Origin of the sequence: Bradyrhizobium sp. Bra64 (genome assembly GCF_024519875.1) — a bacterium.
GTDB lineage: Bacteria > Pseudomonadota > Alphaproteobacteria > Rhizobiales > Xanthobacteraceae > Bradyrhizobium > Bradyrhizobium japonicum_G.
Genome location: NZ_JALJRD010000012.1, coordinates 33523 through 45586, shown reverse-complemented (window position 1 = coordinate 45586; position 12064 = coordinate 33523). Strand labels below are relative to the sequence as shown.

12 protein-coding genes and 1 pseudogene are annotated in these 12064 nt (G+C 65.2%); 6 read left to right on the top strand and 7 right to left on the bottom strand.

Annotated features, from left to right (window positions below; translation table 11 throughout):
• Positions 1–4: 4 nt before the first annotated feature.
• Positions 5–847, bottom strand: coding sequence for a GNAT family N-acetyltransferase (locus NR187_RS27525; RefSeq protein ID WP_211386553.1), 843 nt, complete (start codon positions 845–847; stop codon positions 5–7).
• A 107-nt stretch (positions 848–954) separates the two neighbouring features.
• Here NR187_RS27525 and NR187_RS27520 point away from each other — a divergent pair, with 107 nt between their 5' ends.
• The 4 genes from NR187_RS27520 to NR187_RS27505 all read left to right on the top strand — a co-directional run bounded on the left by NR187_RS27520 (position 955) and on the right by NR187_RS27505 (position 4007).
• Complete coding sequence (locus NR187_RS27520) at positions 955–1659, top strand: SDR family oxidoreductase (protein ID WP_211386552.1); 705 nt, start codon at positions 955–957, stop codon at positions 1657–1659.
• Positions 1660–1931: 272 nt separating this feature from the next.
• Positions 1932–2765, top strand: coding sequence for an outer membrane protein (locus NR187_RS27515; RefSeq protein ID WP_256808310.1), 834 nt, complete (start codon positions 1932–1934; stop codon positions 2763–2765).
• A 361-nt stretch (positions 2766–3126) separates the two neighbouring features.
• Positions 3127–3513, top strand: a complete 387-nt coding sequence (locus NR187_RS27510) for a helix-turn-helix transcriptional regulator (RefSeq protein WP_211386714.1) — start codon at positions 3127–3129, stop codon at positions 3511–3513.
• Between the two features lie 2 nt (positions 3514–3515).
• Positions 3516–4007, top strand: a complete 492-nt coding sequence (locus NR187_RS27505) for an SRPBCC family protein (RefSeq protein ID WP_211386550.1) — start codon at positions 3516–3518, stop codon at positions 4005–4007.
• Between the two features lie 100 nt (positions 4008–4107).
• Here NR187_RS27505 and NR187_RS27500 read toward each other — a convergent pair.
• Together NR187_RS27500 and NR187_RS27495 are read right to left on the bottom strand one after the other, a co-directional pair.
• Positions 4108–4446 (bottom strand): annotated as a pseudogene (locus tag NR187_RS27500) (Bug family tripartite tricarboxylate transporter substrate binding protein); the annotation flags it as partial.
• A 36-nt stretch (positions 4447–4482) separates the two neighbouring features.
• Positions 4483–5367 carry an IclR family transcriptional regulator gene (locus NR187_RS27495; RefSeq protein ID WP_256808308.1) on the bottom strand — a complete coding sequence of 295 codons (885 nt, stop codon included), beginning with the start codon at positions 5365–5367 and terminating at the stop codon, positions 4483–4485.
• A gap of 212 nt (positions 5368–5579) precedes the next feature.
• On the opposite strand from NR187_RS27495, the gene NR187_RS27490 reads away from it, so the two are divergent.
• On the top strand, positions 5580–6422 hold the full coding sequence (locus NR187_RS27490; RefSeq protein ID WP_256808306.1) for a hypothetical protein: 843 nt from the start codon (positions 5580–5582) through the stop codon (positions 6420–6422).
• A gap of 4 nt (positions 6423–6426) precedes the next feature.
• Here NR187_RS27490 and NR187_RS27485 read toward each other — a convergent pair whose 3' ends face one another.
• The 4 genes from NR187_RS27485 to NR187_RS27470 form a co-directional block, all read right to left on the bottom strand.
• Entirely contained in the window at positions 6427–7638 is a 1212-nt protein-coding gene (locus NR187_RS27485; RefSeq protein WP_256808304.1) for an ABC transporter substrate-binding protein, read from the bottom strand.
• Positions 7639–7684: 46 nt separating this feature from the next.
• Positions 7685–8536 (bottom strand): fumarylacetoacetate hydrolase family protein, encoded by an 852-nt coding sequence (locus tag NR187_RS27480; protein ID WP_256808303.1) that lies wholly within the window; start codon positions 8534–8536, stop codon positions 7685–7687.
• 23 nt (positions 8537–8559) lie between these two features.
• A complete protein-coding gene (locus NR187_RS27475) occupies positions 8560–10068 on the bottom strand; it encodes a bifunctional 3-(3-hydroxy-phenyl)propionate/3-hydroxycinnamic acid hydroxylase (protein ID WP_256808302.1) in 1509 nt (502 codons plus the stop codon).
• Positions 10069–10142: 74 nt separating this feature from the next.
• The gene (locus NR187_RS27470; RefSeq protein ID WP_211386542.1) at positions 10143–10934 is read right to left on the bottom strand and encodes a DNA-binding transcriptional regulator; all 792 of its coding nucleotides are present in this window, start codon (positions 10932–10934) and stop codon (positions 10143–10145) included.
• Positions 10935–11080: 146 nt separating this feature from the next.
• On the opposite strand from NR187_RS27470, the gene NR187_RS27465 reads away from it, so the two are divergent.
• Complete coding sequence (locus NR187_RS27465; protein WP_211386541.1) at positions 11081–12064, top strand: VOC family protein; 984 nt, start codon at positions 11081–11083, stop codon at positions 12062–12064.

Genomic DNA, 12064 nt, shown 5'->3' with positions numbered 1-12064 from the left:
GGCGCTAGCCCAGCTCAAAACTGGTCACGCCGAAAACGCGGTCGATCCGCAGTGGCGGGACCGGTCCGGTATACATCCGCGCCGTCTCGAACACCGGCTTGAGGCCGAGCGACTCCGCGAGCGCAATCGCTTCGCGATTGACGGCGGGGAGGTCGAGGAAGATTTCGCCGCCGCCCGCGCTTGCCAGCAGGCCGTGCAGCAGCGTCTGCGCTGCCGCGCGATCGTCGGCGACGAGCGGGCCGATCTTGCGGCCCGTCCGGCAAGGCCGAATCACGCCCCATGCGGCCAGCTTGCCATCGCGCACAAGAGCACGGCCGATATGGCCGTGCGTGTTGGTCCATGCACGCAGGAAGGCGCTGCGCGGAGCCGGAAAGACGGTCGCGTCGTCGGCTTCGACGAGCGCGAACGGGATCGCGCCCAGCGCAACGACATCGGCCGGCGGTCTCTGCGGGGCGGCGACGTCACCGCCATAGCGGATATTTGCGTAAGCCAGCTGGAAGCCGGACTTTCTGTAATTGTCCTGCTGCGCCACGACGCCGTCGAGGCCGATCACACGGGCCCCTGCATGCGCGATCGCTGCATTCCAGATGCGCAGGCCGTGGCCCGCGCCGCGAAAGCCCGAGCGCACGATGTAGAAGCCGAGGAAGGCGAAGCGGTCATCGTAATTGACGCATGAGACTGTCGCCACCGGCTCGCCGTCGACCTCGCCGACGAAGAAGCCTTTCGCGTCCGGGATCGCGAAACATGCGGCATCGCCAAGGCCCGGATTCCAGCCCTCGACCGCGGCCCAGTCGGCGGCGATGGCGATCTCCTCGGGGCGCAAACTGCGGATATGCAAATCGCTCATGATGGATACCTTCGGCGGTGGACCTGCCGGCGGGTCAGGCGGTAGAAAGCCGCATGATAGGCCGGGCCTGCGGCTCGCCTCAACGATATCACAGAGGATCATTGGTCATGGCAGCAGAGAAGGTCGCACTCGTTACCGCCGGCGGAAGCGGCATGGGGGCAGGGGCTGCGCGGCGGCTCGCGGCCGACGGCTTTCGCGTCGCCATACTGTCGTCCTCCGGCAAGGGCGAGGCGCTGGCAGCCGAGCTCGGCGGGCTCGGTGTGACCGGCTCGAACAAGTCGAACGACGATCTGAAGCGCCTCGTCGATGGCGCGATGGCGAAATGGGGACGCATCGACGTGCTCGTCAACAGCGCCGGCCACGGCCCGCGCGCGCCGATCACGGAGATCACCGACGAGCAGTGGCACACCGGCCTCGACACCTATCTGCTCAACGTCATCCGTCCGACCCGGCTGGTGACGCCGGTGATGGCGGCACAGAAGGCAGGCGCCATCATCAACATCTCGACCGCCTGGGCGTTCGAGCCGAGCGCGATGTTTCCGACCTCGGCGGTGTTCCGGGCAGGCCTTGCCGCCTTCACCAAGATATTCGCCGACACTCATGCGGGCGATAACATCCGCATGAACAACGTGCTGCCCGGCTGGATCGACAGCCTGCCGCAGCTGGATGCACGCCGCGACAGCGTGCCGATGAAGCGCTACGGCAAGGTCGAGGAGGTCGCTGCGACGGTCGCCTTCCTGGCGTCCGACGGCGCGGCCTACATCACCGGCCAGAACATCCGCGTCGACGGCGGACTGACGCGCTCGGTTTGAGCCAGACGGATCCGAATCGCTTCCAGCGGCGTTGTCGCGATGCGACATTGATGTGCGTGGCCCGCCGCTGTCGAAGGGTGATGCGTGGCCCCTGAGTCACACCCGTCATTCGTTTGTACGGTGGGGGGCGCACACTACGTCACAGTCCCTATGAACTTCGCGGCAGCCCAAGACGGCGAGCGGTCCACTCCCTATGCACAATCTGCGCCGGCTGCTTCCACCGCGCACATTCGAAAACACGAGCTTGGCTCGCGTGGGGCAAGGAGACTGGAATGAAGAAGTTTTTGCTGGTGGTCGCATCGGTTGTCCTGGGCACCGCGTCCGTGTCCGCTGCGGATCTCGCGGCTCACTACACCAAGGCGCCCGTGATGGCGCCGGCCTACAACTGGACCGGCTTCTATGTCGGCGCCAACGTCGGCGGACAATGGGGTAGCGCCGATCCGGGCACCTCGACCGTGTTCGATCCCGCCGGCTATTTCGCGAGCTCCAGTGTTCCTGCGATTGCAGCTGTCGGCGCCCAGCGCGTCAACAGCTCGAGTGTCACTGGCGGTTTTTCCGCCGGCTACAACTGGCAGGTCAACAACGCCGTGCTCGGTCTCGAAGGCGACATCAACTATTTCGGCTTCAAGGGCAGTGCGTCCGGGTCGGCGCTCTATCCCTGCTGCGCCCCGACCGGCTTCACCGTGTCCTCGCAGGTCTCGGCCGACTGGCTCGCCACCGTCCGGGGCCGTATCGGCTTCCTGGCTGCTCCGACCTGGCTGCTCTACGCCACCGGTGGCGCTGCAATCTCCGAGGTGAAGGGTAATTTCAACTTCACCGACACATTCTCCGCGGCGACGGAGTCGGCGGCGATCCGCGACACGCGCCTCGGCTGGACCGCAGGTGTTGGCACCGAATACGCGTTCGGCGGCGGCTGGTCGCTCAAGGCCGAATACCTCTATGTTGACCTCGGCCGCACAACGGCGACCAGCACCAACCTGATTGGATTTGCTGGCACGGTGCCATTCCCGAGCAACGTCTACACCCACTCGGTGGACATCAAGTCGAACATCGTGCGCGTCGGCGTGAACTACAAGTTCGGCGGACCTGTCGTCGCCAGATACTGAGCTTCATCCCGTTCCGAATCTGGCTTGGAAAGCCCCGGCTCGCCCGGGGCTTTCTGTTTTCGAGGTGACAAGGACACGCGCTTGATGAGCAGGTTGCCGACGCCCCCAGCGCCATTCGTGCCTGCAAACCGCGTCCCGCCTCAATTCACAATTGCGCGTTGGAAGTTCCGCAGCGGACCCTCTAACCGCGCCGAGCTTGTAATTCACGCCGACGCGAATGACGTCGTTGCGCACGGTTGATTGAGTCCCATGGGCGGGAAGCCGGGATCGTCGCGAAGCGCGCGGCCACGCCGCTGGATTAACTTAGCTTGTTGGCTAACAATCCTTGACGTGGGTTCGCGGCGAGTCTATAGTTAGCTACATGGCTAACCAATTGTCCCGATTGGATCAGATCTTCGCAGCGCTTGCCGACCCGACACGGCGGGCGATCGTGATGCGGCTGTGCGCCGGCGAGGCGTCGGTCGGCGAACTCGCCGATCCCTTCGAGATGGCGCTGCCGAGCTTGATGAAACACATCCACGTGCTGGAGACGAGTGGGCTCGTTCTGACGGAGAAATCCGGCCGCGTGCGCACCTGCCGCCTCAGCCCGGACGCACTCCTCGGCGCTGAGGACTGGTTCCAGCAGCAGCGCGCGATCTGGGAAGCGCGGCTCGATCGGTTCGAAGCTTACGTGATGCAACTGAAGAAAGAGAAGGAGAGGGCGGCCGCAAAGCGACCGTCCCGAACAACCAAACGGAAAGGTGCCTGACGATGACCAATTCTGCCAATCCCGCCTTGTCGCAATGGTCGCTCGACCGCGAGATCGTGATGTCCCGCGTGATCGATGCGCCGCGCGATCTGGTGTTCGAGGCGTGGTCCGACCCAAAGCACCTGCCGCAATGGTTCGGGCCGAAGGGCTTCGAGGTCGAGACCTTCGAGATCGACGTGCGCGTCGGCGGGGTCTGGCGTTTCAACATGATCGGCCCCGACGGCACGGTCTATCCGAACCGGATGCGCTTCCGCCGCATCGAGCGGCCGTCTCTGATGGAGATGGATCACGGTACCGACCAGGACGATGATCCCGGCATGTTCCGCTTTACCGTCACCTTCGCCGAGCAAAGCAACGGCAAGACCGTGCTGATGATGCGGCAACTGGCCTCGAGCACGGAGCAGCGCGACGGCATGATCGGCTTCGGTGCCGTCGAATACGGCTACCAGACGCTGGACAAGCTCGCGGCCTATGTGGGCGGGATGAAGCGGTGAGGCGCAGCCTTCGCGGTTCGCCTGCCACGCGCTCAGTCGTCATGCCTGGGCTTGACCCGGGCATGACGAGAGGAGGAAATAGGGCCGTCTCGCTGGATGGCTTCTCGTAGGTCAGTTTGCCGAACAGCGCCTCGGCGGTGGCGTAGGGTGCGGCGACGTAAAGAATGGTGTAGCCGTCGCCCGGCGCATGCGCGACCGTATCGTTGGCGATGCGCGTGCCGGCGCCCGGCTTGTTCTCGACGATGAACTGCTGGTGCAGGCTGCGGCCGAACTCTTCGGCGAGCAGCCGCAGCGAGATGTCGTTGGAGCCGCCGGGCCCGTAGGGCGAGATCAGCCGCACCAGGCGCGACGGCCAGGCGTCCTCAGCGCGTACGGAGAATGGAAGCCCGGACAGGGAAAGGGCGAGAGTGCCCAACAATGTTCGGCGCGTGACGGTCATGATGGCCTCCCGGTGGTGGAGCGCCAGTATTCCTGTTCATTTCCTGGCCCTCTTCTTGTTTTGCTTTTGTGTCTCGGCCGCCGGCCCCGCCGCGCCGATGATGGCGCGGATGCTGTCGGCGAGGGCGGCAATGCGCGGGCCGATCTCGCCCTCCAATTGGCCGGGCTGGAGCCGGAACGCGGGGATGCCGCAATTGATGGAGAACGACCGCTTCGTCTCATCGGCATGAAACAGCGGGGCGGCGACGGCGTGGATCGACGCCATGTATTCGCCCCAGCAGGTGCAGAAGCCGCGGCTGGCGCATTGCGTGAGGCCGGCGCGATATCTGTCGCGAAAGGCCGACCACAGCTCGGCATCCTCGCTTGCGATCCGCTCTTCGAGAAGCGCTGCATCGGCAGGCGGCAACGTTGCCGCCGCGGCGCGGCCCATTGCCGTCATCACCACGGGAATGGGCATGCCGATGTCGGGGACGTGCGGGCCGACATCGCCGGAGCGCGCGGTTTCGATATAGATCATCGACGTGCCGTCGAGCAGACCGATCGAGACCGTGCCGCGCACGCTCTGCGCCAGTTCCTGCATCATGGGACGTGCGACCTGGCGGAACTGCATGTCGGCCAGCAGCGGATGCGCCATCCGCAAAGCCCGTGCTCCGACGCGATATTTGGCGCGTTCGGCGTCGTAGCGGAGGTAGCCGAGCTCGGCGAGCGTATGCGTCAGCCGCGCCACCGTCGGGCGCGGAATCCCCGTCAGGGTCGAGAGCTCCATGTTGCCGAGCTGCGTCGTTCCGGCCTTGAAGGCTTCGAGCACCACGAGGCCCTTTGCCAGCGTCGTCGCGAACGTGGCGTCATCGGCACTCGAGGCCAGCACTGCGGCCGCGGATGAGGAGGCGGGAGGCGGTTTGGTCCGGACGCGTTGAGCCATGCCGAGTTTAATGGACCTGCTGCGTTCGCTTGTCCAATAAATTCGAGAATCGCGCCTTCTCCGTCCAATATGTGGACGAAATCGGCGCGGTCACTGCCGGCAAAAAAGACCCGCGCGAGCGAAGCCGCGCACAGATTTTTGTCGTGATTCCATGGCGTTCTGTGACAGGATTATTACGAAGACGTGTCACATCGATTACAGCGGAGCGATTCATGTTGCAGTGGCAGGCGCGGTCAAATCCCCTCGCGTGGTGGTGGGGGTCCCTGACGCTCGTCAGCAGTGCCAACATCCTCGTCTGGTTCATGCTCTACCGCGAGTTCTATCCAACGGTTGCCGGCAGTGTCGGCGGCGGCTCGGATATCGGACTGATGTTCCTGCTCTGCGCAGGCTATGTGTTCGGCTGCGCCTTCCGCTCGTTCCTGCCGCGCGCCGACGTGCAACGCATCTGCCTTTTCGACACCTGGCTCTCCAGCGTCTTCGTCGGCCGCACGGTGGCGACCGTGGCGGAAGTCTGCTTCGCCGCGCAATGGGCGGTTATCCTGCACCAGCTCGGCACCATGACTGGCGCCGAGACCGTCGTGAATATCGCGTGGGTCATCGTGCCGATCATCATCATCGCGGAGTGCTTCTCCTGGTACGCGGTCGTGACCACCAACTTCCTCTACAACGCGATCGAGAACTCGCTGTGGGCGGTGACGTTCTTCCTCGCGGGCATCGCGCTGTGCCGGCTGATGCCTGAATTCCAGGGACCGGTGCGCTGGGCGTTGATTGCCGGCATCGTCGGCATCGCCTGTTTCCTCGCCTTCCTCGTCACCGTCGACGTCCCGATGTATCTCAGCCGCTGGCGGGCCGGGCATGAAGAGGGCAACAGATTCCTCGGCCTCCTCGAAGGCCTGCACGACGTCTCGACGCGATGGGTCGTGACCCACGACATCGCGCACTGGAAGGGCGAGCTGACCTGGATGTTCCTGTATTTCACCGCGGCGGTGTGGTCGAGCCTCGCGCTCTGCGCGCTTTACGCCATGGAAGGCTATCTCACGCGCTACCTCGCCTGACGGCTTACTTGCCGACCAGGCCGCACTTGCTGCGTTCAAGCGGGCGGAAGGCCTGGTCGGGCGGGATGGTTGCGACCAGCTTGACGAAGTCCCAGGGTCCTTTCGATTCCTCCGGCGTCTTGACCTGCACCAAATAGAGATCGTGCACCATGCGCTGGTCCTCGCGGATGCGACCATTGGGCGTGTAAGCGTCGGAGATGGGCGTCGCCTTCATCTTCGCCATCACGGCCGCGCTGTCGTCCGAGTCGGTATCCTTCACGGCTTGGAGATAGTGGCGCACGGCGGAATAGACTCCGGCCTGGATCTGCGAGGGCATCGCTTTGCGGCGAGCGAAGAACGCATCGGAGAATCTCCGGGCTGCCGGCGAGACGTCCTCGAAGAACGAGGTGACGATGAGATCGCCGCGCGTCGCCTTCAACCCGACGGCCTCGATATCGACGTTCTGGAACGACATCGGCACGATCTTGATGCCCTGGTCGGCAAGACCGAATTCTTCCGCCTGCTTGATCGCCGTGGCGTTGTCGCCGGCGACGTTGATCGCGAGAATCTTTGCGCCCGAGGACTGCGCCTGAAGCAGGAACGAGCTGTAGTCGGGCGTGCCGAGCTGCGCCTTGACGCTGCCGGCGACCTTGCCGCCGAGCTCGGTGATGCGGGCGCGCGCGGTTGCCTCGATCGAATGGCCGAAGGCGTAGTCGCCGGTGATGAAGAACCACGGCTCCTTGCTGGTCTGCATGATGCCGGAGACCACCGCGGTCGCGGTCGAATAGGCGTCCTGGGTCCACTGCACGCTACTCGGTGCACAGGCTTCGTCGGTGAGCTGGTTGGCGCCAGCGCCGGAGACGAGGAAGATTTTTCCGTTGCCGCGCACCAGTTCCTGCACCGCGAGCGCGGCACCGGAACTGCCGCCGTCCGCGATCGCCTGCACGCCGTCGCTGAACCATTTGCGGGCGAGCGAGGCCGCAAGGTCCGGCTTGTTCTGGTGGTCGGCCTGTAGGATCTCGATCGGCTTGCCGTTGATCTTGCCGCCGAACTCCTCCGCCGCCATCCGCGCCGCCTCGACCGAGCCCGGACCCATCGCGGTCGCGAAGATGCCGTTCATGTCGGTGAGGACACCGATGCGGACGGCCTCGCCCTTGATTTCCGCGTGCGCGATGGTGCCTGCGAGCGTCAGCGTGATCAGCAGGATGGCGGTCGATGTCGTGCGAAGCGTGCTCATGGCGTTTCCTGATTTTGTTGTCGTTGATTGATCTTGGCGTTGGCGGTCAGGCCGGTTCGGCGATGACCTTGTTGCGCAAGGTTCCGATGCCGGAGATCTCGACCTCGACGGTGTCGCCGGGGCGCATCCACAGCGGCGGCGTGCGCTTTGCGCCGACGCCGCCGGGCGTGCCCGTGACAATGACATCGCCGGGGACAAGGGGGCAGATCGTCGAGATGTAGGCGATCAGCTCGGGGATGCCGGTGATCAGGAGATCGGTGGTGGTGTCCTGTACCACGGTGCCGTTCAGGCGCGTCCGCAAGGTAAGCTTCGACGGATCGGCGATCTCGTCGGCCGTCACCAGCCACGGACCAAAACTGCCGCTCTCCGCAAAGGTCTTGCCGGAGAGGAACTGGCTGGTGTGGCGCTGCCAGTCTCGGATGCTACCCTCGTTGTAGCAGGAATAGCCGGCTACGTGGTCGAGCGCGCGGTTCGCGGGGATGTGCCGTCCTTCCTTGCCGATGACGAGCGCAAGCTCGCCCTCATAGTCGAAATCGTCGCTGACCTTCGGCTTCACGATCGGCTGGAGATGGCCGACCTGGCTGCACGGAAAGCGCACGAACAGCGCCGGCTTCTCGGTGACGGTGCGCCCGGTCTCGGCGACGTGGTCGCGATAGTTCAGGCCGACGCAGATGATCTTGCCGGGATCGGGGATGACAGGCGCGAAGCTGATATTGTCGAGGGAATGATCGGGCGCCGTGGACGCAACGAGCTTTGCCGCCTCGGCAACGCGACCAGCTTCGAGCAGCTGCCGCAGCGTCGAGCAGCCTGCCATGCGTGCCCCGAGATCGACGACGCCGTTGTCCTTGACGGCCCCGAAGGAGGCATGGCCGTCGGCGATGAAAGAGAGAAGCTTCATGAGGTGTCCTTGAGCGAAGTCGGTCAGGCCGCGGACGGCACGTGGGTTGGAGGCGTGATGGCCACAATCAGCCGGTCGAGCTCGGTATCGTTGCGGGCGCTACCGCGGACGTAGCGGTCGGGGCGAACCAGTGCGGCGATGATGCCGTGCTCGCGCAACCATGATCCGACACCTTCGGCGTCGTCGCTGGTCAGGATTTCGATTCCAGCTTGCGAAAGAGCGAGACGCGATGGCGGCGCGGCCGCGGTCTCGACCAGCAGCACATGGCTGTAGCCGGTCCGGTCGTCGCTGCGGCGACCGTCGTTCAGCTCGAACTGCGGCACGAGATGTCCGGCGAGAGGCAGATCGTCGAGCACGAGTCCGGGGCCGAGCAGGGGCTTCTTCACCTCGAGCCTGACCGGTGCATTCGCGCGCGCCTCGCCGGCGGCAAGGCCCGCTTCGATCGCCTTGGTGTTGATGATGCCGCCGAGGCGGATAGCGAGCTCGATGAACTCGCGCACATGCGGTTGGCGCTCGCTCTGATAGGTGTCGAGCATATCAGGCGTGGCGCGGTCACGGATGACGCTGGCGAGTTTCCAGGCGAGGTTGGCGGCATCGCGGATGCCGGCGCACATGCCCTGGCCGAGGAAGGGCGGGGTCTGGTGTGCGGAATCGCCCGCGAGCAGCAGACGACCGCTGCGCCATTGCTGCGCGATGACGGAATGAAAGGTGTAGACCGCGGCGCGCTCGAGTTCGGCATCCTCGGGCGTGATCCAGCGCGACAGCAGCTTCCAGACATTTGCCGGCTGGGTCACCTCCTGGGAGTCCTCGTCCGGAAGCACGGTGATCTCCCAGCGTCGCCGCGTGCCCGTGCCCCGGACATAGGTCGCCGGTCGGCGTGGATCGCAATGCTGGATGCTGTAGTCGCCGAGATCGTCGCGGTCGCGCTTGAGCAGCACGTCGATCACCAGCCAGCGCTCGTGGAAGCCGAGGTCGTCCATGCCGGAGCCGATGAAGCGGCGCACCAGCGAGCGGGCACCGTCGCAACCGATGACGTAGCGGACGCGGACTTCGCTCAGCCTCCCGCTGGAGACGTCCTCGTAGCGGACGCGCACGCCGGTGTCGTCCTGATCCAGCGCGAACACGTCGCAGCGATTGCGCAAGGTGACGTGCGGCCAGCGTGACAGGCCGGCGATCAGCACGTCCTCCAGGTCGGGCTGGTGGAAGCGATAGCTGAGATTCCAGCCCATCTGCGTAGGGGTTTGCGGCCGCGACCAGTCCAGCAGCATCTTGCCGTCGGCATCCAGAAACAGCATGCCGGGGCTGAGGATTGTCTGCGGCAGGATCGCCTCGGCGAGACCGATGGTCTGGAACACGCGCATGCACTCATCGTCGAAATGCACGGCACGCGGCAAATGATAGGTCCGCGCCTCGCGCTCCAGCACCAGCGTGCGAACGCCGCACAGGCCGAGCAAGTTTGCGAACGTGGCGCCGACCGGGCCGCGGCCGACGATCACGACGTCATAATCTTCAGGGACGGATTTATCTTGCATGGGGTATCTCTTCCCCAGGCGATGCCACCGCATCAACGCCGCCGCGCCAAGTGTCCGCCCAGCGGACGGCTCGCCTAGATCTCGACGGGAATGGCCGACGCCGTCTCCTGAAGCTGCGCCGCAAACTGCGCCACGGCTTCCTCAATCTTGAGGGCCGAGCGGATCCAGATGATGGAGATGCAGCCGAACACCGCGCCGTTGCGCACGATGGGCACGGCGATCGAGGCGGTCTTGGGATTGTATTCGCCCTCGCTGCGGATCGCGTAGCCACGCGCCTGCGTCTCGGCGATCATGCGGTCGAGGCGGGCTTCGTCGAGAAAGGGGCGATCTTCGGCCTCGTCGATCCGGCGGAGATGATTGACGATCAGGTCGCGCTCGCGCGCGGGGCTGGCGGCGAGATAGGCGCGGCCCGCGGACGTCCGCAGCATCGGCAGGCGCTTGCCGATCATGCCGCGGTCGATCGAGAGCGGGCTGCGCGAATGCGTGGTCTCCTGCACCACCATCGCGGCGTTTTCGTAAGTCGAGAGATCGACCGGCCAGACCAGGGTCTTGCTCAGTTCGGCCAGATAAGGTGCCGCCGCCTGGCAGATCACCACGCCGGGATCGTACCCGTCGCCAAGGCTGAGCGCACGCCGGGTCACACGAAAACGGTCGTCGCTGGCGCTGCGTGCGACATAGCCGAGTTCCTCGAGCGTCTCGAGCAGGCGGTAGACGGTCGGGCGAGGCAGGTCGAGCGCGCGGGCGACATCGCCGGCGCGGATGCCGCCGGAGCGGTTGACTTCGTGCAGCACGTCCAGCCCACGCTTGAACGCGCGGACGCCCTCAGACTGCCGCGGCTGACCGTTCGGCGTCCGCTCCTTGGACACTTCGCATTTCCTCCCTTGTAGCCTGCGGCCTCGCGATTATCGTCTTTGCGAACGCGAGGCGATTGCGGGATGCCACCGTAGGGTCGCGCGCGGCCGGTATCAAGTTCGCCGCAGTGCGGCGGACGCGATGCCTCGGGAGGAATTCGATGGAAATCACCGCGCTCGGCTATATCGGGATCAATTCATCCCAGCTCGACCAATGGGGCCGGATGGCGACCGGGCTGCTCGGTATGCAGCAGATCGATCGCGGCGGCAGGATGCGCGCATTCCGCATGGACGATCGGAAGCAGCGGCTGATCGTCGATGGCAGCAGCGATGCCGGGCTGGCGGTGATGGGCTGGGAAGTTCCGTCGACCGCCGAGCTCGATCAGCTGGCCGCGCGGCTGGAAAGCCATAGCGTGAAGGTGACGCGCGGCTCGCGCGCGCTCGCCGACGAACGTCATGTCGCCGAGCTGATCACGTTCGCGGACCCTGCCGGCAACCGGCTTGAGGCCTTCTGCAAGCCCGAGCTTGCGACCGAGCCGTTCAAGCCGGGCCGGCCGATCTCGGGTTTTCGTACCGGAGCCCTCGGCATGGGTCACGTCGTGATGAACGTGGAAGACGTCGAGCCGTTGCTGCCGTTCTATCGTGACGTACTAGGCTTTCACGTTTCCGATTTCGGCCTCAAGCCCTACGGGCTCTATTTCTTCCACGTCAACGGCCGCCACCACTCCTTTGCGATGGTTGGCTCGGGGCGGAAAGCGCTGCACCATTTCATGGTCGAGCTTGGCAGCCTCGACGATGTCGGGCAGGGCTACGACCTCGCGCAGATGGACGACGGCCGCGTCGCCTACACGCTCGGACGGCATACCAACGACCACATGACCTCGTTCTACGTGAACACGCCGTCCGGTTTCTTCATCGAATATGGCTGGGGCGGGCGGATCATCGATCCCGAGACCTGGCAGCCGCACGAGACTTTTGACGGCCCGTCGCTGTGGGGCCACGAGCGGCTGACCATGCCGGAAGAGCAACGCAAGCGGCTGCGTGACATGCGGCTCGACGCGGCATCCCGTGGCGTGCGCGTCGCCGACCCGCGCGTGCCGCCCCTGAACTGCGCGTGGCTGGATTCGGTGGTCGCGCGCGAATGA